Here is a 21009-nt window from a genome sequence, read left to right as displayed (position 1 = left end):
GGCGAGCGCCTGTCCCTTTTTTCATGCGCGATTGCGCAAGCCCCTCAGCTCCACCCCATCAGGCAGGGCGGCACCAGCAGCAGCAGCGCCAGCACCAGGTAGATCAGCTGCAGCGGGATCATCCACTTGGCCCAGGTCAGCCAGGGCACGCGCGCCAGCGCCAGCACGCCGACCGTGATGCCGGAGGTCGGGATCATGGGCGTCGACAGCTCCCCCAGCTGGAAGGCCAGGATCGCGGTCTGGCGCGACACGCCCACCAGGTCCGCCAGCGGCGCCATGATCGGCATCGTCAGCGCTGCCTGGCCGGTGCCCGAATGGATGAAGAAGTTGATCACCGACTGGATCAGGTACATCTTCTGCGCCGCGAACACCGGATGGCTCGACGCTACCCACGGCATCAGGCCGTGCAGCATGGTGTCGATGATGTGGGCGTCGCGGGCGATGATCATGGTGGCGCGCGCGATCGCGATCACCAGCGCCGTCGGCGCCAGGTCTTTTGCGCCCTGCATGAAGGCCGCCACCCAGCTGTCGGCGCCGAGGCGGCCGACCAGGCCGACGACGATCGCCATCGCCAGGAACAGGGCCGCGATCTCGTCGATGAACCAGTCGTACTTCACCACCCCGATCACCATGGTGCCGAGCGCGATTGCGAAGATCGCCAGCACCGCCGCATGGCGGCCCGTCATCCGGTCGTCGGACGACACGGCCACCGGATGCTCGAGGCGCTTGGCCTGGTCCAGCACGAAGGTCGGGCTCAGCGACGGATTGCGTTTCACGCGCGCGGCGTACCACATCAGGAAGGCGATCGTCACAATCGTCGCCGCCGCCCACACGATCAGGCGGTAGCCCATCCCAGAGAACACCGGCACGCCGGCGATGCCCTGCGCGATGCCGACGTTGAAGGGATTCAGGAAGGCGGCGCCGAAGCCGACCTGGGAGCCGAGGAAGGGGATCGAGACGCCGGTCACGGTGTCGTAGCCGAGCGCCAGTGCCAGCGGAACGAAAATGAGCACGAAGGGGATCACTTCCTCGTTCATGCCGAAGGTGGCGCCGCCCAGCGAGAACAGGGTGACGAACACCGGGATGATGGTCGCGCGCACCAGTGCCGAGTGTTCGTGGGCGCGCGCGATCGAACGGATCGCGGTGTCGATCGCTTCCGTCTTCTGCACCACCGCGAAGGCGCCGCCGACGATCAGCACGAAGCCGATGATCTGCGCCGCCTCGACGAAGCCTTTGATGGGCGCCTTCATCAGCGCCACCAGGCCCTGCGGGGCGCTGGCCACGTAATGGAAGGTGTCCGGGTCGACCAGCTGCTTGCCGCCCACGAGGTGGGTCTCGTACTTCCCGCCGGGGACGAACCAGGTCGCCAGCGCGATCAGGGCGAGGATCGCGAACAGCAGCACGAAGGTATTGGGCATTCGAAGGCGCATGCTTATGGAATCCTCATTGGCTCAGCAGGGAACCGGAACGGAAGGGCGTCGCCCCGGCGATTTTACAGATGTGCATGCCGCGCAGCAGGTGGCGATGGGCGGTCGAGGCGAACAGCAGGCCGCCATGGTGCGCGTGCACGGTCGCGGTGACGCCGGTGACCGGATTGACGATGTCGGCGACGGCTTCGCCGGCAGCGACCTGTTCGCCCAGCGCTTTCAGGAACACCAGCACGCCCGACTGCGGCGCATCCAGGCGCTCGACGGCCGTCAGGGGCGTCGGCGCGCACAACGGCGCGGGCAGGGGGCCCTGCGGGATGTCGAGCAGGCCTTCGCGCGCCAGGTACTGGAGCAGCGCCTGCGCATCCTGCCGGGCGTAGTCGTAGCGCACCTCCATCTCGCCGCGCAGTTCGACCGTGATCGCGGCGCAGGCCGGCGGAATGGGCGTATCCGGGCCGAAGTGCGCGGCCAGGTCCCACCATAGCCGGCTGCAGGCTTCGTCGAAAGGCTCGCCGCCGGACGCATCGGACAGCAGCAGGACGCGCGCGCCGAGCAGCGCCGCCAGCGGCTCGACCCGCCCGGCCAGCGCGCTGCCGGTGTAGACGTGCAGCACGGCTTCGTTATCGCAGTGCAGGTCGAGCACGATGTCGGCGTCGATCGCCATCCCCAGCAGGGTTTTCTTGAGGACCTCGGTATGGTCGGCCGGTTCCCAGCGGGCGACGGCGGCGCGCGCCTCGCTGCGGATCAGGGCGACGTTCGCCCGCGCATCGGCGCCGAGCCTGCCCGCCAGCGCTGGCTTCAGTTCGTCGGCCAGGTGGCGGAAGGCGCGGTTGAAGTTGACGCCGGTGCCGAGGTCGAAGCGCCCGAAGGGCATGCCGTGCACGATTTGCGACAGGCCGACCGGATTCGCGGCCGGCACCAGGACGATCTCGCCGCGCACCCGGCCTTCGGCATCCAGCCGGTCCAGCTCGCGCTTCAGGAAGTGCGCCACCAGCATCGCCGGTACTTCGTCCGCATGCAGGGCGGCCTGGATATAGACCTTCTTGCCGCTGCCCGGGCTGCCGTAGTGGCAGGAAGCGAGCTGGTAGCTGGCGACGCCTGGTTCGGTCGCGATCGGGTGGGTGTGTGCATGCATATGCGGTCTCCTCGGCCGGGTCGGCTGCCCGGCGGATTATGTATGAATTTTTACACAAGGTAAATCCGTGATGGATTATTTTCAAAAATATGTTGAGTTCGTGAATACACCTGGTTTAAATTTGGAAATGTTTATTCATTAACATTGGTCATCATGACTTCAGCCGCTCTGCCCAACGCTTCGCCCGACATCGGCTTCGCCGAGTCTTCGCTTGGCCAGAGCCTGCTGCGCATGCTGGCCGAGGGCTCGGCCTCGAACCGTACGATCGCCGACTACCTGCTGCGCAACCAGGTTCGCGTGACCGCGCTCGGTATCGAAGAACTGGCCGATGCCTGCGCCGTCTCCACCGCCACCATCAGCCGCTTCGCGCGCGATCTCGGCTTCAAGAACTATGCGGCGATGCGCGGCGCGGTGGCGGAGACCCTGCAGTCGGTACTGCAGCCGGTCGAGAAGCTGCGCAGCACGATCGCCCGCAAAGCCTCAGCCGCCTCTCCCGCGCTCGAAAGCCTGAATTACGCGGAGGCGGCCATCACGGCCACCAGCCGTGCGCTGGCAGGTGCCCAGCTCGACCGCATTGGCGCCGTGCTCACCAAGGCCGGTACCGTATATGTGATGGGCTTCGGCCTGTCGTCCTTCCTGGCGGGCGCGCTCGCCATGCACCTGCAGCCCTTCTGTCGTCACGTGGTCGAAGTGGCTGCAAGCGGCGGCACCGAAGTCGCGGCCAGCCACCTGGCGAATATCACCGGCAAGGATGTGCTGGTCGTTGTCTCCCTGCCGCGCTACACGCTGGCCGTCGTTCCGCTCACCCGGTTCGCACGCGACAGCGGCGCGACCGTCGTTTCGATCACGGATTCGCCCGCGTCCCCGCTCGCGGAGCTGGGGCATCACGTGCTGTATGCCCACAGTGCGCACCCCGTGCTGCCCAGTAGCTCGAGCTCCGCACTGGCCGTGATCGAAGCGCTGGCCGTATCGCTGATGACCTCCAACAAAGCCAATGTGGCCAAGGCGGCCCGGCATACCGAAGCCATTGCCGCCTACCTCTACGGCGAACACCAGATTCGTACCGGCAGCATGCAGAAAAAGGAAGGCGCCCGCAGGCGCCGCACAGTGAAACCAAGAGGGAGCACCAATGACTAAGCACACTTCGAGTACCCTTCGGCCCGCCATCCTGGCATCGAGCGTCGCCGCGGCGCTGGGCCTGATGGCGCAACAGGCCTGGGCGCAGGAGCAGGCGCAGGGCCAGACGATGCACCGGGTGGAGATCACCGGTTCGTCGATCAAGCGCATCGATACCGAGACCGCGCTGCCGGTGCAGACGATCACGCGCGAAGAGATCGAGAAGATGGGCGCCACCACCGCCGCCGAACTGGTCAAGAACATCAGCGCCAACACGGCGCCGATCACGGACGGCCCCAGCATCACGGACGGCACCTCGGGCCAGCGCGGCCTGAACGCCGCGAACATGCGCGGCATCGGCGCCTCGTCGACGCTGGTCCTGCTGAACGGCCGCCGCCTGGCCAACTTCGCTTCCCCCGGCGACAACGCCGGCGTCGACCTGAACAACATCCCGGCCGCCGCCATCCAGCGCGTCGAGGTGCTGAAGGACGGCGCTTCGGCGATCTACGGCACCGACGCCATCGGCGGCGTGATCAACTTCATCACGCGCAAGGACTATACCGGCGTCGACCTGGCCGGCTCGCTGGCCGGTACCCAGCACGGCGGTGCCGGCAAGAAGACCGCCAGCATCAGCGCCGGCTTCGGCGACCTGAGCACCGACCGCTTCAATGTGTTCGGCGTGCTCGACGTGCAGCAGCTCGACCGCCTGCGTTCGGGCCAGCGCAGCTTCATCAAGGAACGCGAGCTGGCGACCACCTTGCCGGCCCAGATGTCGAGCAATACCTTCCCGGCGAATATCGACATCTCGGGCGCGCAGCGCGCCGCCCTGATCGCCGCCGGCCTGCTCCCGGCCGGCACCACCTCCAGCCGGGTCAATCCGAGCTCGCCGGGCTGTAACCCGCCCGCCACCGTGTATGCGCCCAAGGGCCCGGGCGGCGTGGCAGGCTGCAGCTACGACTACATGGAAGATACCGAGATCTATCCGGATTCGCGCAAGGTCGGCTTCATCGGCCGCGCGACCTTCCAGCTGGATTCGGAAAACCAGCTGTTCGCGGAACTGGTGCAGAGCGAGGCGAAGACGAAATACGTGCTGTCGCCGAATCCGGTCCGGATCCGCAACCTGCCGGTCAGCATCCTGCCGCAGGCCTATCGCACGGCGCTCTCGGGCGCCGGCCTGCCCACCACCTTCAGCGGCATCCGCTACCGCATGGCGGAAGCCGGCAACCGCAGCAACGAGGTGACCAGTACCGGCCAGCGCCTGGTGCTGGGCGCCACCGGTACCCTGGGGGGCTGGGACTACGACGCGGCCCTGGCGCGCGCCGAGAACCGCGCGGTCGACAAGTACGTCGACGGCTACGTCCTCTACGACAAGTTCGACGCCGCCGTGCGCAACGGCACCGTCAATCCCTTCGCGCCTTCGTCCAAGGCCGGCATCGACCTGATCAACAGCATCAAGATCAACGACGAGGCGCGCAAGGCCAAGGGCATTGCCACTTCGCTGGACGGCAAGATGTCGCGCGCGCTGACCCCGCTCGCCGGCGGCGACCTCGCGATCGCGATCGGCGGCGAACTGCGTCATGAGCACCAGCTGTTCACGCCTTCGGAGCTGCTGAAGTCGAACAATATCGCCGGCGACCGCGACAGCACGGTTCCCGCCGGCCAGCTGCTCGAGGTCGAGACCGCGGACAATACCCGCAAGGTGGCCTCGGTGTTCACCGAAGTGGTGGCGCCGTTCACCAAGGAACTGGAGATGCAGTTCGCGCTGCGCTGGGACCACTACAGCGAAGTCGGCAACACCACCAATCCGAAGATCGGCCTGCGCTGGCAGCCGTCCCAGGCCCTGCTGCTGCGCGCCTCGGCCGGCACCGGCTTCCGCGCGCCCTCGCTGTCGGACCTGAAGCGCCCGACCATCTTCGGCACCACCGCCGGCATCCTGACCGACCCGCAGTGCGTGAAGCAGGAAGGCAGCATCGATACCTGTACCGACCAGTGGAACGTCGAGCGCCGCTCGAATCCKAACCTGAAGCCCGAGAAGTCGCGCCAGTTCACGCTGGGCGTGGTGTTCGAGCCGGTCAAGCGCGCCAGCCTCTCGATCGACTACTGGAACATCGAGAAGAAGGACGTGATCAGCACCCTGGGCGAACAGGTCATCATCGAAAACCCGGCCGCCTACAACGGCAAGTACATCGAGCGCGACGAGGACGGCTTCATCTCCAACATCCTGCTGATGAAGGAGAACCAGGGCCGCCTGAAGACCTCGGGCTTCGACATCGCCGGCGACTGGCGCACCGAGCGCGGCCCCTGGGGACGCTTCGGCATCAACCTGTCCGGCACCTGGGTGCTGAAGTACGACCGCCAGTTCGGCCCGCAGGAACCCTACCGCAGCAACCTGAACGTGTTCCTGAACGACCAGGTGATCCAGAAGTGGCGCCACCGCATCAACTTCGAATGGGACAACGGCCCGGTCACGCTGACCCTGGCGAACCAGTACTCGACCAGCTACACCGACCAGAACACGACCTACGACCCCTACACCGACACGCTGCTGCCGCCGAACCACGTGAAGGCGTATTCGCTGTGGGACCTGACCGGCAGCTGGGCGATCGGCAAGAACCTCAAGCTGCGCGCCGGCATCCTGAACCTGCTCGACAAGGATCCGCCGTTCTCGAACCAGGCCTGGTTCTTCCTGGCCGGCTACGACCCGAGCTACACCGACCCGCGCGGCCGCAGCGGCTTCGTGAGCGTGAACTACTCGTTCAAGTGATGGGTTCCGTATGCTGAAGAGATGGTACTTTGCGCTGGCGATGCTGTCCGCCGGCGCCGGCGGACAGGCGGCCGAACCCGCAGCGCCGGCCGCTGGTGCGCCGGCCACCGTGAAAGGATCGCTGGTCATCATCGGCGGCGGCCTGCGCGCCAACAACGCCGAGGTGTACCAGAAGATCGTCGCGCTGGCGGGCGGCAAGGGAGCGCGCATCGCGGTGTTCCCGACCGCGGCCGGGACGCCGCAGCGGGAAGCCGAGCTCACCGCCGCCAACCTGAAGCGCTACGGCGCCCAGCCCTTCGTGGTGCCGATCGCGCCGCGCCTGGCGGGCACGGACGCACGCAGGGCCGCCGACGATCCGGCCCTGGCGGAGGCGGTGGGCAAGGCCGGCGGCGCCTTCTTCACCGGCGGCGACCAGGCCCGCATCACAGGCGCGCTGCGCCGCGCCGACGGCAGCAACACCGCCGTGCTGGATGCGCTGTGGGCGATGTACCGGAGAGGCGGCGTGATCGCCGGCACCAGCGCCGGCGCCGCCATCATGAGCAGCACCATGTTCTACGATCCGCCGCTGGATGTGCTGCCGTTGCTGAAGCACGGCGTGGTCGACGGCAAGGACGTCGCGCCGGGGCTCGGCTTCGTCGGCGACGACGTCTTCATCGACCAGCACTTCCTGATCCGTGGACGCTTCRCCCGCATGCTGCCGGTGATGCTGGCCAAGGGTTACACGCTGGGACTGGGCATCGACGAGAACACCGCCGCCGTGGTCGGTCCCTCGCGCGACGTGACCATCGTCGGCTACCGCGGCGCACTGGTGCTCGACCTGGCCGGGGCCACCGTCGACAAGGCGAAGCCGGACTTCAACCTGTCGAATGCGCGCATCAGTTACCTGGACAGCGGCGACCGCTTCAACCTCGTCAACCGCGCCTATTCGCCGGGACCGGACAAGGAGCCCTTGAAGAACATCGACCGCGAGCACCGCGAATCGATCTTCACCACCGACATCCTCGGCAACACCTCGGTGGTGAACCTGCTCGAGAAGCTGGTGGACAGCGACCAGCAGCGCGCCGTCGGCATCGCTTTCGACGGACCTGCCAGCAAGTCGCCGGAACGCGGCTTCGAGTTTACGTTTACGCGCGTGCCGGACACCAGGGAATACGCCACCAACCGCGAGGATGCGTATTCGATCTACCGGATCAGGATGGATATCCGGCCGGTCAAGATGCACCAGCCGCTGTACTCGGCCGACTGAGCGCCGGCTAGAAGCCGATGCCGCGCGCCATGGCGGCCGCGAAGATCGGGATCAGCGCGAACACGTGGATCTCGATCAGCAGCTGGCGGCGCACCGCGCCGATCTCCTGCACGGCCGGCACGAAGGCGGCATCGGCCTTCAACACCTTTTGCCACGCCAGGATGCGCAGGGTGGGGCGGATCGACACCAGCCCGACCACGAGGAAGGCGCCGATCTTGGCCCAGAACATCGGATTGTGCAGATAGAAATCCGGTCCCCTGGCGCCGAACCACACCCGCGCGAAGCCGACCACCAGGATCGCCATCGCCAGAGCGCCGTAAACCGCATCGAAGCGCCCCAGCAGCCTGRCCGTGTGCGGCGACATGGCCGCGGGGCGCATCAGCGCCAGTTCGGCCGCCAGCACCGAGGCGATGCCGAACACGATCAGGTGGTGGACCGAGGCCAGCAGGAAGTCGCTCATGGTCTGGATTCTCCGTGTTGTCTGCGGTAGCGCGCCGGCGAGGGCAGGCCGTGGCTGCGGAAGTGGCGCCGCAGCGATTCGGGCGAGCCGAGTCCCGCCAGGTCGGCCACGGCCTCGATGCCGAGCGCCGGCCGGGTCTCCAGCAGCTGCGCGGCGAGCATCACGCGTTCGCGCACCAGCCAGTCCAGCGGGCTGGCGCCGGTGCGTTCCTTGAAGTGGCGCTGGAAGGTGCGCACGCCCATGCGGGCCTGTTCCGCCATCGAGGCCAGCGTGTGCGCGGCGCGCAGGTTTTCTCTTGCCCAGTCCATGGTGCGGGCGATCGGGTCGGTATTCGACTGCGGCAGCGGACGCGCCACCAGCTGCGCCTGGTCGCCGTCGCGGTGGGCCGGGATGACCAGGCGCTGGGCGACCCTGTTCGCGATGCCGGCGCCGAAGTCGCTGCGCACCAGGTGCAGCAGCATGTCGAGGCCGGCCGCCGAGCCGGCCGAGGTGACGATATTCCCATCCTCGACGTACAGCATGCCGTGCTCGATCGCGATGGCCGGGAAATGCGAAGCCAGCCTGTCGAAATAGCGCCAGTGGGTGGTTGCCCTGCGGCCGTCGAGCAGGCCGGCATGCGCCAGCACGAAGGCGCCCGAGCAGATCGAGCACAGGCGCGCGCCGCGTGCGTGGGCGCGGCGCAGGGCGTCAAGCAGCGCCGGAGGGGGTGCTTCGTCCGCGTCGCGCCAGCCGGGGATGACGATGGTGCCGGCGCCGTCGAGGGCATCCAGGCCGTGCGGCGCCTGCACTGTCAGGCCGCCGGCGGCGCGCAGCGGGCCCGGCTCGATGGCGCACACCGCGTAGCTGTACCAGTCCACCTCCAGCTCCGGCCGTTCCAGCGCGAACAGCTCGACCGCGCAGCCGAATTCGAAGGTGCACAGGCGGTCGTAGGCGAGGATGGCGACGTGGTGGGACATGGCCGGATGTTACCAGCTTCTGTCGCCGCGGCCACTGCCGGGTTGTCGAACCCACGGGCACACTGCAGTCTCATTTTGCAAAGGAGATCGAGATGGCTTCAGCAGTGTCAAGCATACCCGCTGCGCCCGGCGAACAGGCGGCCCGGCACTTCGGCACGGCCTTCGAATACGAGACCGATTGCGCCGACGTGCACGAGGCGATGAGCGGCGGCCTGCAGGACTTCGTGCTGTTAGATGTGCGCGGACCCGCGCTGTACGGGCAGGGCCACGTGCCGGGCGCGCTCAATCTGCCGCATGGGAAGATCGTCGAGGCGAAGCTGAAGGAATACCCGACGGAGACCCTGTTCGTGGTGTACTGCGCCGGGCCGCACTGCAATGGCGCCCACCGCGGGGCGCTGCGCCTGGCCAGGCTGGGACGGCCCGTGAAACTGATGATCGGCGGGATCACCGGCTGGCTGGACGAGGGGTACCAGTTAGCGAGATAAGAAGCCTCGTCATTCCCGCGCAGGCGGGAATCCAAGCTTCGGGTGCCTCATAACTTGGGTCCCCGCCTGCGCGGGGACGACGTCCTCTTGGCTTACTGCTTCAGCAGCGGCTTCAGGTACTTGCCGGTCACGCTGGCCTTGTTCTTGGCCACGTCCTCCGGCGTGCCGGTGGCGACGATGGTGCCGCCGCCCGCGCCGCCTTCGGGACCGAGGTCGACGATCCAGTCCGCGGTCTTGACCACGTCCAGGTTGTGCTCGATGATCACGAGCGTGTTGCCCTGGTCGCGCAGGCGGTGGATCACCTTCAGCAGCAGGTCGATGTCGGCGAAGTGCAGGCCGGTGGTCGGTTCATCCAGGATGTACAGCGTGCGGCCGGTGTCGCGCTTGGACAGTTCCAGCGACAGCTTTACGCGCTGCGCCTCGCCACCCGACAGCGTGGTCGCGCTCTGGCCCAGCTTGATGTAGCCGAGGCCCACGTCCAGCAGCGTGTGCAGCTTGCGGGCGATGACCGGCACCGGCTTGAAGAACTCATGCGCGTCCTCGACCGTCATCTCCAGCACTTCGGTGATGTTCTTGCCCTTGTACTGGACTTCCAGCGTCTCGCGGTTGTAGCGCTTGCCGTGGCAGACGTCGCAAGGCACGTAGACGTCCGGCAGGAAGTGCATCTCGACCTTGATCACGCCGTCGCCCTGGCAGGCTTCGCAGCGGCCGCCCTTCACGTTGAACGAGAAGCGGCCGGCCGAGTAGCCGCGTTCCTTCGCGGTCGGCACCGTCGCGAACAGGTCGCGGATCGGGGTGAACACGCCGGTATAGGTGGCCGGGTTCGAACGCGGGGTGCGGCCGATCGGCGCCTGGTCGACCGAGATCACCTTGTCGAAGTGTTCCAGGCCGTGGATCGTCGCGTGCGGCGCCGGCTCGGTCTGCGAGCCGTACAGGTGGCGCGACAGGGCAGGATACAGCGTGTCGTTGACCAGGGTCGACTTGCCCGAGCCGGACACCCCGGTCACGCAGGTCATCAGGCCCACCGGCAGTTCCAGGGTGACGTTCTTCAGGTTGTTGCCGGTCGCGCCGCTAATGTGCAGCATGCGCTCCGGGTCGGCCTCGGTACGCTTCTTCGGCACCTCGATCTTCTTCCGGCCGCTCAGGTAGGCCGCGGTCAGGGACTCCTTGTTCTTCATGATGTCCTTGATCGTTCCCTCGGCGATCACGGCGCCGCCATGCACGCCGGCGCCCGGACCCATGTCGACGATGTAGTCGGCGGTACGGATCGCATCCTCGTCGTGCTCGACCACCAGCACGCTGTTGCCGATGTCGCGCAGGTGCTTGAGGGTCGCGATCAGGCGGTCGTTGTCGCGCTGGTGCAGGCCGATCGAGGGCTCGTCCAGCACGTACATCACGCCGGTCAGGCCGGAGCCGATCTGCGAGGCCAGGCGGATACGCTGGGCTTCGCCGCCCGACAGGGTATCGGCGCTGCGGTCCAGCGACAGGTAGTCGAGGCCGACGTCGTTCAGGAATTTCAGGCGCGCGATGATCTCCTTGATCACGCGCTCGGCGATGTCCTTCTTGGCGCCCGTCAGCTGCAGGCTGTCGAAGTAGGCCAGGCAGTCGCGCAGCGGGGTCCTGGCGACCTCGTAGATGGCGCGTTCCTGCTCGCCGTGGCCGATGCGGACATAGCGCGCTTCGGTGCGCAGGCGCGCGCCGCCGCAGGTCGGGCATTCCTTCTCGTTGATGAACTTGGCCAGCTCCTCCTTCACCGCCATCGAATCGGTCTCGCGGTAGCGGCGCTGCAGGTTGTTGACCACGCCCTCGAAGGTGTGTTCGCGGATCACGGTGCGGCCACGCTCGTTCACATAGGCGAAGGGCACGGTGTTCTTGCCGGAGCCGAACAGGACCGCGTCCTGGGCCGTCTTCGGCAACTGCTCGAAGGGTTTGTCGAGGTCGAAGCCGTAGTGCTGCGCCAGGCTGCTCAGCATCTGGAAGTAGAACTGGTTGCGGCGGTCCCAGCCCTTCACGGCGCCGGAGGCCAGCGACAGGTTGGGGAAGGCGACGATGCGCTTCGGATCGAAGAACTCGATGTGGCCCAGGCCATCGCATTCCTGGCAGGCGCCCATCGGGTTATTGAAGGAGAACAGGCGCGGCTCAAGCTCCTGCAGCGAATAGCCGCAGACATTGCAGGCGAACTTGTTCGAGAAGATGTGTTCCTTGGCGGTGTCCATCTCGTAGGCCACGGCGCGGCCGTCGGCCAGGCGCAGCGCGGTTTCGAAACTTTCGGCCAGGCGCTGCTTGATCTCGGCGTTGACCTTCACGCGGTCGATCACGACGTCGATGGTGTGCTTCTCGGTCTTCTTCAGCTTCGGCAGGTCGTCGACGTCATGGATCCTGGCGTCGCCGGTGCCGCTCTGCACGCGGAAGCGCACGAAGCCCTGGGCCTGCATCGAGGCGAACAGGTCGCTGTGCTCGCCCTTGCGGTTGGCGACCACCGGAGCCAGGATCATCAGCTTGGTCTCTTCCGGCATGGCGAGCACGGCGTCGACCATCTGCGAGACGGTCTGCGCGGTCAGCGGCTCGTGCGAGTGGTCCGGGCAATAGGGCGTGCCGACGCGCGCGTACAGCAGGCGCAGGTAGTCGTGGATCTCGGTGACGGTGCCGACGGTCGAACGCGGGTTGTGCGAGGTCGCTTTCTGTTCGATCGAGATCGCCGGCGACAGGCCTTCGATCAGGTCGACGTCCGGCTTTTCCATCAGCTGCAGGAACTGGCGCGCATAGGCCGACAGCGATTCGACGTAGCGGCGCTGGCCCTCGGCATACAGGGTATCGAAGGCGAGCGAGGATTTGCCGGAGCCCGACAGGCCGGTGATCACGATCAGCTTGTTGCGCGGCAGGTCGAGATTGATGTTCTTGAGGTTGTGCGTGCGGGCGCCGCGGATTCGGATTTCTTCCATCAGGTTTTTGCTGGCTTTCGAATGGTTGAGGGCCGGCGCACGAAGTTCCACGGTGAGCGGGCCAAGCGAGAAGAACTCACTAGTTTACCTGTTTTTATTCACAGTGGTATACGTGGCGTGAATTAACTGTGGCCGCGTTATCTACATGGAATCTCTGGTCTTTCGTATGTGGGCTGCTTCAAGCCCTCTTCAATGACAAAGCGATCAAAATCTCGAAATAAATTCCTGAGACAGGTGGCGTTTTATTAAAAGTATCAAGTGCATAATTACTTTTGGTTTCTATTGGAATGGAATTGAGAGGTCGGCCGGACAGTGAAATACTTTTCGGTTTTCAACGCTTGCCGTCCCCGGCTCATTTCATGAAGATCATCCTGCGCACGCTGTTCCTGGCGACGCTGGCCATCGCACAGGCAGGCTGCAACGGCAGCGGCAAGGGTGCGGTCGGCGCCAGCCCGGTTGCCGGGCCGGCGCGCGTTCCCGCCGGCGCCTTGCCGCAGGCGGCGCCGGCAAGCCACCTGACGCCCTTGTCCGCCATGCCGGGCCTGCCGGCCTGGTCGGCGACGGGCGGCAATGCCGGTCACACGAACCACGTGCCCGCCGCCTTCGACCCGGCAAGATTCACACGCCGTTTCGCCTGGTCCCTGCCTGCCGGCGCATCGGTTTCCCAGGTCCAGCTTGCGCTCGACAAGGGGCAGGCCTTCGCCGTCGTCCAGGACGCCGCCGGGCAATGGACCCTGCGCGCCCTCGACGAAGCGACGGGCAAGGAAAGCTGGGCTGCGGCGCTCGGCAAATTCGACCTCGTCGATCCGCCGGCGGCCCATGACGGCAAGGTGGTGCTGAGCGCCCAGGCCGGCATCGATGGCGATGCCCTCCTGTTCTTCGACCAGCGCACCGGCGCGTTGCTCGACAAGCGGGTCATCCCGAGCCGGCGTGCACCCGGCCACTCGACCGCCGACATGCGCATGGCGCCCGTCATTGCCGACGGCGGCATCTACGTGAACGACCGCGCCGCCGGCAAGCTGCTGGCGAAATTCGACGCCGCGACCCATGAGCTGCTGTGGGAAAGCGAGTGGACCGGCGCGCCGAACCATGCCTTCGCGCCGGCCGTCGACCAGGGCCGGGTCTACGTGGCCTTTTCCGATGGCGGCCTGCTCGGCATGGATGYGAAGACCGGCGCCAAGGTGGTGGATCATCACCGCCAATTCACCGACAGCCCCATGGACGGAATGGTGGCGGATGGCCTGGCGTATGCGCTGTCGCCGAACGGACTCGTGGCGACCGGCATCGCCCAGGGCAGCTTCAAGTGGCAGGGGCCGGTACTGCTGGAGATGGCAGCACCGCCGGGGCCGGTGCTGTACGGCGTCACCGGCAATGCCGTGCTGGCGCTCGACCGCGCCACCGGCAAGACCTTGTGGAGCATGCCGAGACCGGGCCCGGTCTCGGTCTCGCATTCGATCCTGGCCACCAGGAACCTGCTGTTCGTCAGCGGCGAGCCGCAGGGCGGCGCCGGCACGGTTGCGATCGATATCGCGACYCGGAAGGTCGTGTGGTCCTGCCCGGAGGGAGGCCGGCTGTCGCTGTCGCCGAACGGGGTGCTGTACATCACGCCGCTCGGGGGCGAGATTACCGCGGTGAACCTCGAGTAAAAAGCGCTCGGGTAAAGCGACTTACTAGCGCATCGTTACCTCGAGAACTTTGACGGGCGTCTCTTCCAAATGGGGCACTTCGCCCCCATTTTGCCTGTCTGAGCGGATGTCGGATAAACCGGCATGCGCCTGCCTCCGCAGCGTTTAAAAAGTTGCCTGTTAAGCCTAGCAAACAGGCATAATAACGGAGGCAATACCCTTAATTTCCCTGGCACTTAGTCAACACGCAGAGCCAGGGCTCACATCATTCTGAAGGAGTTTCACCATGGCATCAGTCAACAAGGTCATCATCGTCGGCAACCTCGGCCGCGATCCGGAAATCCGCTACATGCCGAGCGGCGACGCCATCGCCAACATCGCTGTGGCCACTTCGTACAAATCCAAGGACCGCAACACCGGCGAACAGAAAGAGCTGACCGAGTGGCACCGCATCTCCTTCTTCGGCCGCCTCGCTGAAATCGTCGGCCAGTACCTGAAGAAAGGTTCCTCGGTCTACGTCGAAGGCCGCCTGCAGACCCGCAAGTACACCGACAAGGACGGCATCGAACGCTACGCCACCGACATCATCGCTGAAAACATGCAGATGCTGGGCGGCCGCCAGGGCATGGGCGGTGGCGACAGCTTCGGTGGTGGCGACAGCTACGGCGGCGGCGGCGACAGCTACGACGCACCGCCGAGCCGTCCGGCGCCGCGCCAGGCCCCGCCGGCACCGGCAGCCCGTCCGCAGCCGAAACCGGCACCGAACTTCTCGGATATGGATGACGACATCCCGTTCTAAACCAGGAAGGTCCCCAAGCGGATTCCTTGTCGAAACGGCGAGCGCCACCCGGCGCTCGCCGTTTTCTTTTGATCTTCCGCATCCCGTTCACCTTCTACTGATTCGACTTGCCATGTCCCTGTTTCGCCCCCTTGCTTTCTCGTTCGCATTCCTGCTGTCCTCCGTCCAAGCGGCCGAGCCGGCCGAGCCGGCCCAGGCTGACCTGCTGATCCGCCATGCGCGCGTGGTCGACGTGGCGCAGGCGCGCGTTCTCGACGACCAGGCCGTGGCCGTGCGCGGCCAGGACATTGTCGCCAGCGGTCCCGACGCCCTCATCGCCGCCGGCTGGCGCGCCACGCGCAACAGCGATGCCGCCGGCCGTTACCTGCTGCCCGGTTTGTGGGATATGCACGTGCATTTCGGCGGTGGTCCCGAACTGATCGAAGAAAACCAGGCCTTGCTGCCGCTGTATGTCGCGCATGGCATCACGACCGTGCGCGACGCCTCGGGCGACTTGCCCGAGCAAGTGCTGGCCTGGCGCGCCGATATCGCGGCAGGCCGCCTGTTCGGGCCGCAGCTGTTCACCTCGGGCGCCAAGATCGAGGGCATCAAGCCGGTCTGGAAGGGCACCCTGGAGGTGGGCAGCCGGGCCGATGCCGACGCCGCGCTGGACCGCCTGCAGCGGCGCGATAAAGTCGACTTCGTCAAGATCACCGACAGCACGCTCGATCCCCAGCTGTTCCTGTACACGCTGGCCCAGGCCAAGGCGCGCCACATGCGCACCTCGGGCCACATCCCGATGGCGCTGACGGTGCGCCAGGCCGTCGATGCCGGCATCAGTTCGATCGAACACCTCGACTACGCCTACAACGCAGGAGTGCGTGATGGCGACAGTATCGCCGCCGATTTTGCGGCTGGCCGCATCACGCGCGCCCAGGCCAGCGCCCGCCTTGCCAAAGGCTTCGACCAGCAAGTGGCGATGGCGTCGTATCGCCAGCTGGCGCAAGCCGGCGTGTTCGTGACGCCGACCCTGAACGGCAGCCGCGTCCTGGCCTTTCTCGACAGCGAAGCGCATGACAAGGACGCCTACCTTGCCTATATCGGTCCGCGCCTGCGCCAGACTTACCAGTGGCGTGTCGACCGCGCGGCCAAGGCCACGCCGGCCGACGTGGCGGCGCGCCACGCCCACTATGAGCAGGTGGCGGCCGTGCTGCCCATGCTGCAACAAGCCGGGGTGACGATCATGGCGGGCACCGATGCGGGCTTCCTCAATTCGTTCAACTATCCCGGCATCGGCCTGCACGATGAGCTGGCCCTGTTCGTCAAACTCGGCCTGACGCCGCCCCAGGCGCTGGCCGCGGCCACGCGCGCGGGACCGGCCTGGTTCGGCAAACTCGATCGCTACGGCGCGGTGGAAGCCGGCAAGGCGGCCGACCTGTTGCTGGTCGAGCGCAATCCGCTGGAGGATATCGGCGCGCTGCGCGAGATCCGCGCCGTGGTGCTGCGCGGTCAATTGCAGGATCGGGCGGCGCTGGACGCCATGCTGGCGCAGACGCGTGCCAAGGTTGCGGCCTGGAACGCGGCGAAGTAAGCAAGGACAGATGATGGAACCGCTGCCGCCGGGCGGAACGACAAGCGCTCGGAGAAGCTGGAGGGGATTCAGCTTGTAGCGGCGGGCAAGCGTGCGATTCGTCGCCGGGCAAAGCCTTACACTGCCGACTTCTCATGAAAGGAGTGTCCATGCCTACCATCCGCACGTCCGGCGCCAATCCGACCGAGCTGTACTACTACGAACAGGGACAAGGAAAACCCGTGGTGCTGATCCACGGCTGGCCGCTCAGCCACCGCATGTGGGAATCGCAGATCACGGCGCTGGCCGAGGCCGGCTACCGCGCGATCGCCTATGACCGCCGCGGCTTCGGCCAGTCCGGCCGTCCGACCGCGGGCTACGACTACGACAGCTTTGCCGCCGACCTGAACGAGCTGATCACCCAGCTCGACTTGCGCGATGTGGCGCTGGCGGGCTTTTCGATGGGCGGCGGCGAGGTGGCGCGCTACATCGGCCGCTACGGCACGGAGCGCGTGTCGAAGGCCATGCTGCTGGGCGCCGTGCCGCCATTCCTGTCAAAGACGGACGACAACCCGGAGGGCGTGRACAAATCCGTGTTCGACGGCATGCTGGAAGGCGTGAGGAAGGACCGTATCGCCTTCCTCGAGGGTTTCTTCCCGAATTTCTACAACCTGCAGCCGGGGCAAGGCCAGGACTTGCTCGCCTTCAGCAAATGGCAGGCCTGGGCGGCATCGCCGCTGGCGACCGAGCAATGCATCCTTGCCTTCGGCACCACGGACTTTCGCGCCGACCTGAAAAAATTCGACATCCCGACCCTGGTCGCCCACGGTGACGCCGACCAGATCGTACCGCTGGCAGTGTCCGGCCAGCGCTCGCACGAGATGATTCCCGGCAGCCGCCTCGAGGTGGTGAAGGGCGCGCCGCACGGCTTTGCCGCGACCCACGCCCAGCAGCTCAACGGGCTGATGCTGGATTTCCTGAAGAGCTGACCGGCGCAGGTCGGTGCAGTGTCCCGGTCGACCTGATCGACCGGGCTGCATCCGCACATTCGTAACGCTGGCAGCAGCTGCGCGTTGCATTCAGTTACAAAATCCCTCCTGCGGAAAACCTGCTCGCATGACACGCGGCGAGGTGGCTTTCACGCGTCCGGCAGCGGCGGGTTCCGCGGCGATTTTTTGCTTTCCAGTCACAAATCGCGGCCATTATGAGGTTTGCGTATGGCTGATATCACGCGTCTTTTTCACGTAATTCACCGCTAAATTCGACTTATTCTCTGTTTCCGAAGAAATTTTCGTTATCGCTTGCATCATTTTGTCTATATCGCGCAACGCTTCGATAAATGCTTACAAATGGAAAGAAATTTTTTTCCGCACGGCAAAGCAAAAGTCTTGTGGAGGGCGTAGAATTCCCTTCCATCAGTTTCCGATAGCCAACTACTTCTGGTTGGCTTTTTGCTTTCAGCTTCCCGAAAACGAATAATGCCGACTCCTTCCCGCACCAGCACCGCCCGAGCCATCGCTCGCACCCCGTCGATCGCGCAGGCTCAGCAATATGCATTGCCCGTCCTGTTCACCCTGTTCGGCGTGATCATGGGTTCCTGGGCCGGCCGCATCCCGGCGATGGCCGAGCGCGTGCACGTTTCGCACTCGGCGCTGTCGATGGTGCTGCTGATGGGCGGCCTGGGCGCCGTCCTGTCCTATCCGATCTCGTCGCGCATGATGGCCTCGCTCGGCGCGCGCAAGACCCTGCTGTTCTCGGGCCTGGCCCTGCTGTGCGTGCTGATCGCCATCGGCGCCGCCCCGACCGTGCCGCTGCTGATGATGGCCGTGCTGAGCCTGGGCATCACCGCCAGCACCTTCGACGTCGCCATCAACTCGGCCGCCACCGCCCGTGAAAAGGCGACCGGCAAGTCGGAACTGTCCAAGCTGCACGGCCTCGGCTGCGCCGGCGGCCTGGCGGGCGCGACCCTGGGCAGCCTGATGGCCAGCCTGCACATCATGCCGGCCACCCACTTCCTGATGCTGGCCGGTCCGCTGGCGGTCGTCCTGTACTACGCCTACACCATGCTGGATGCCGACGACAGTGCCGGCGCCACCGTCGAGAAGAAGAAGTTCACGCTGCCGCGCGGCGAACTGCTGGTGCTGGGCGCGCTGGGCTTCCTGGGTTCGATGGCCGAAGGCAGCATCGCCGACTGGAGCGGCGTGTTCCTGAAAGAGCACTTCGGCGCATCGGACGGCCTGGCACCGCTGGCCCTGTCCTGCTTCTCGGTGATGATGCTGCTGTCGCGCCTGGTCGGCGACAAGCTGAAGGCCCGCTACGGCGCCCGTCCGCTGGTGACCAGCGGTTCGATGCTGGGCGCGGCCGGCCTGTTCTTCGCCGTGCTGTCGCCGAATGCCTACTGCGCACTGTTCGGCTTTGCCGTCGCCGGTCTCGGCATGTCGCTGGTGTTTCCGTTCGTGTTCAGCGCCGCCGGCGGCCAGGGTCCGGCAGCACTGGCCGGCGTGGCCAGCATGGCCTACAGCGGCAGCCTGATGGGTCCGCCGGTGATCGGCGCCATCGCCCAGAGCTTCGGCATGCAGATCGCCATCGCCTACGTCGGCGGCCTGGCAACGCTGATCGCCTGGGTGGCCACCCGCGCCCGCATGCTGAAGTAATCAGGGGCGGTTGCCGCAAGGCGCCGCCCTTTTTTATCCTGGTCTCCACCGTTTGCGCCCCGCCAAGCATGGGGGTGGTCGCGTGAACTCCCCGTATGCCTGGGCACTCCAAACGCTGTCGCCACCGTACAGCAGGGAGTCTTCATGCACAGCACCATCGACGCGGCATCGGTCGCGGCTTTCCACGACCGGCAGTTGCGCAATCCCGACTGGCCCATCTTCGATGACGCCCAATCCGGCGCCTGGACCTGGATCGCCGCCAACCACCGCTACAACGGCCTGCTGTGGCGCGAGGAAGACCGCGCCCGCCGGCTCGACGTGCCGCCCACCGAGATCGCCGCCGGCAAGCGCCTGATCGACCGCTACAACCAGAAGCGCAACGACGCGGTCGAGGCCCTCGACGAACGCCTGCTGCGCGAGTTCGAGCGCATCAGCCGCCGTCCCGGCGCCCGCCTGTCGAGCGAAACCGCGGGGGCGATGATCGACCGCCTGTCGATCCTGGCGCTCAAGATCCACCACATGCGCGCCCAGGCCCGGCGCCACGAAGCCGGGCCAGACCACATGCACGCCTGCGCCTGCAAGCTGGAGCGCCTGGCTGCGCAGCGCGAAGACCTGATGTCCTGCCTCGACAAGCTGCTGGCCGAGGCGCGGGCGGGACAGGCCTTCTTCAAGGTCTACCGCCAGTTCAAGATGTACGACGATCCCAGCCTGAATCCCTGGCTGTACGGGAAGACGCAGGCGGCGGACAAGGCGGCGCAGCGTCACCAGTAAGGCCACATCCCCACGCTGCGCTGGCGGCTCGGTCCGGTGCCGGAAAGCAGGGCGCGCGCATGCTGCAGCACGACGGCGGCGCGCTGGGCGTCCGGGTCCCAGATGCAGCGGTGGCTGTGACGGTCGAGCGGTGCCCAGCGCGCAATGTCGGCCTTGCTGAATACCACCACGCTTTTGAGCCTGAGGCCGGCGGCAATGTGGGACACGCCGGTGTCGTTGCACAGCAGCAGCTGTGCCTTGCGCATCAGCACGGCCATGGCGCCGATCGAGATCGGGGCGGCGGCATCCAGCGGCTTGTGATGCATGTGGGATGCCACTTCTGCCGTCAGGTCGGCTTCGGCGGCCGATCCGGTCAGCACCGGCTGCAGACCGAATTCCGCTGCCAGGCGGTCGCCGACTTCGGCGAATCGCGGCGGCGGCCAGCATTTGTCGCGCTGGCGCGCGCCGGGGTGGATGCAGAAATAGGCGGCGTCCTTCAACTTCTTCGCCAGGCCGCTGGCGTCGAGTTCTTCCTCGTCCTGCTGCGACAGCGGAAACTCCAGGTGCAGCCCGGCCGCCTCGGCGCCGAGTCGCTCCATGAGGCCCAGCAGGCGCTCCGGCTCGGTCCCCGTCTCCGGATAGGGCAGCAGGACGGTGCGGCCGCGGACCACCGCCTCGCCGCGRGAATAGCCGGCCAGCGCTTTGGCGCCGAAGCCGCTGACGATGTCGTTGCTGACGTCGCCGCTGCCGTGCAGCTGGATCGCCAGCCCGAACTCGCGCGCGGACAGGCTGTTGTAGAAGCGCGCCAGGCCGTCGCGCTGCACCGGCTGTTCGGGCAGCAGCGGATGGCCGGGAAAGGGGATGAACTCGTCGACGTAGCCGGTAAAGCGGTCGGCGAACTGCTGCGCCCAGGGCAGGCCGACCAGGGCGATGTGGGCGCGCGGCACGGCCGAGCGCAGCGCCCGCAGGGCCGGCACGGCGCACAGCATGTCGCCCAGCTGGAGCGCGCGGAACACGACGACGGATGGCGGGTCGAGGCGGTGCAGGAATGGACGGCGGATCATCGTTTCCTCCTTCTGCATGTGCGCCGTAACGGTCCAG

General features: G+C 66.4%; 16 protein-coding genes. 10 read left to right on the top strand and 6 right to left on the bottom strand.

Annotated elements, in window-relative coordinates; translation table 11 throughout:
* Window positions 1–44 precede the first annotated feature (44 nt).
* Both AC1DIX_RS23500 and AC1DIX_RS23495 read right to left on the bottom strand, forming a co-directional pair.
* Complete coding sequence (locus AC1DIX_RS23500) at window positions 45–1418, bottom strand: YfcC family protein (protein ID WP_477327831.1); 1374 nt, start codon at window positions 1416–1418, stop codon at window positions 45–47.
* A 25-nt stretch (window positions 1419–1443) separates the two neighbouring features.
* A complete protein-coding gene (locus AC1DIX_RS23495) occupies window positions 1444–2562 on the bottom strand; it encodes a succinylglutamate desuccinylase/aspartoacylase family protein (protein WP_477327829.1) in 1119 nt (372 codons plus the stop codon).
* A gap of 153 nt (window positions 2563–2715) precedes the next feature.
* On the opposite strand from AC1DIX_RS23495, the gene AC1DIX_RS23490 reads away from it, so the two are divergent.
* The 3 genes from AC1DIX_RS23490 to AC1DIX_RS23480 are packed head-to-tail and all read left to right on the top strand — an operon-like array spanning window position 2716 to window position 7688.
* Window positions 2716–3699: a MurR/RpiR family transcriptional regulator gene (locus AC1DIX_RS23490; protein ID WP_442121221.1), complete on the top strand. Its 984-nt coding sequence runs from the start codon at window positions 2716–2718 to the stop codon at window positions 3697–3699.
* Window positions 3692–6442 carry a TonB-dependent receptor gene (locus AC1DIX_RS23485; protein ID WP_477327827.1) on the top strand — a complete coding sequence of 917 codons (2751 nt, stop codon included), beginning with the start codon at window positions 3692–3694 and terminating at the stop codon, window positions 6440–6442. Before AC1DIX_RS23490 ends, AC1DIX_RS23485 begins: the two co-directional genes overlap by 8 nt.
* A gap of 10 nt (window positions 6443–6452) precedes the next feature.
* Window positions 6453–7688: a cyanophycinase gene (locus AC1DIX_RS23480; RefSeq protein WP_477327825.1), complete on the top strand. Its 1236-nt coding sequence runs from the start codon at window positions 6453–6455 to the stop codon at window positions 7686–7688.
* 7 nt (window positions 7689–7695) lie between these two features.
* Here the strand turns inward: AC1DIX_RS23480 and AC1DIX_RS23475 are convergent, their stop codons facing one another.
* Window positions 7696–8148, bottom strand: a complete 453-nt coding sequence (locus tag AC1DIX_RS23475) for a DUF2214 family protein (RefSeq protein ID WP_477327823.1) — start codon at window positions 8146–8148, stop codon at window positions 7696–7698.
* Complete coding sequence (gene ftrA / locus AC1DIX_RS23470; protein WP_477327821.1) at window positions 8145–9104, bottom strand: transcriptional regulator FtrA; 960 nt, start codon at window positions 9102–9104, stop codon at window positions 8145–8147. Before ftrA ends, AC1DIX_RS23475 begins: the two co-directional genes overlap by 4 nt.
* A 92-nt stretch (window positions 9105–9196) precedes the next feature.
* On the opposite strand from ftrA, the gene AC1DIX_RS23465 reads away from it, so the two are divergent.
* Window positions 9197–9589, top strand: coding sequence for a rhodanese-like domain-containing protein (locus AC1DIX_RS23465; protein ID WP_442121226.1), 393 nt, complete (start codon window positions 9197–9199; stop codon window positions 9587–9589).
* A 92-nt stretch (window positions 9590–9681) separates the two neighbouring features.
* Here the strand turns inward: AC1DIX_RS23465 and uvrA are convergent, their stop codons facing one another.
* Entirely contained in the window at window positions 9682–12531 is a 2850-nt protein-coding gene (gene uvrA / locus AC1DIX_RS23460) for an excinuclease ABC subunit UvrA (protein ID WP_442121227.1), read from the bottom strand.
* Between the two features lie 359 nt (window positions 12532–12890).
* Between uvrA and AC1DIX_RS23455 the strand changes: the two genes are divergently transcribed.
* From AC1DIX_RS23455 to AC1DIX_RS23430, 6 genes are all read left to right on the top strand, one after another.
* Entirely contained in the window at window positions 12891–14177 is a 1287-nt protein-coding gene (locus AC1DIX_RS23455; RefSeq protein ID WP_477327820.1) for a PQQ-like beta-propeller repeat protein, read from the top strand.
* Between the two features lie 265 nt (window positions 14178–14442).
* On the top strand, window positions 14443–14955 hold the full coding sequence (gene ssb, locus AC1DIX_RS23450; protein ID WP_442121229.1) for a single-stranded DNA-binding protein: 513 nt from the start codon (window positions 14443–14445) through the stop codon (window positions 14953–14955).
* A gap of 112 nt (window positions 14956–15067) precedes the next feature.
* Entirely contained in the window at window positions 15068–16525 is a 1458-nt protein-coding gene (locus AC1DIX_RS23445) for an amidohydrolase family protein (RefSeq protein ID WP_477327818.1), read from the top strand.
* 149 nt (window positions 16526–16674) lie between these two features.
* Window positions 16675–17493 carry an alpha/beta fold hydrolase gene (locus AC1DIX_RS23440; protein ID WP_477327816.1) on the top strand — a complete coding sequence of 273 codons (819 nt, stop codon included), beginning with the start codon at window positions 16675–16677 and terminating at the stop codon, window positions 17491–17493.
* Between the two features lie 489 nt (window positions 17494–17982).
* Complete coding sequence (locus tag AC1DIX_RS23435; RefSeq protein WP_477327814.1) at window positions 17983–19158, top strand: MFS transporter; 1176 nt, start codon at window positions 17983–17985, stop codon at window positions 19156–19158.
* A gap of 144 nt (window positions 19159–19302) precedes the next feature.
* On the top strand, window positions 19303–19929 hold the full coding sequence (locus AC1DIX_RS23430; RefSeq protein WP_477327812.1) for a DUF4254 domain-containing protein: 627 nt from the start codon (window positions 19303–19305) through the stop codon (window positions 19927–19929).
* On the opposite strand, the gene AC1DIX_RS23425 is transcribed toward AC1DIX_RS23430, so the two are convergent.
* The gene (locus AC1DIX_RS23425; protein ID WP_477327810.1) at window positions 19920–20972 is read right to left on the bottom strand and encodes a glycosyltransferase family 9 protein; all 1053 of its coding nucleotides are present in this window, start codon (window positions 20970–20972) and stop codon (window positions 19920–19922) included. The genes AC1DIX_RS23430 and AC1DIX_RS23425 overlap by 10 nt on opposite strands.
* Window positions 20973–21009 lie beyond the last annotated feature (37 nt).

The sequence above is a fragment of the Massilia sp. 05N420 genome, assembly GCF_056397205.1.
This window is presented reverse-complemented; position numbering and strand designations above follow the sequence as displayed.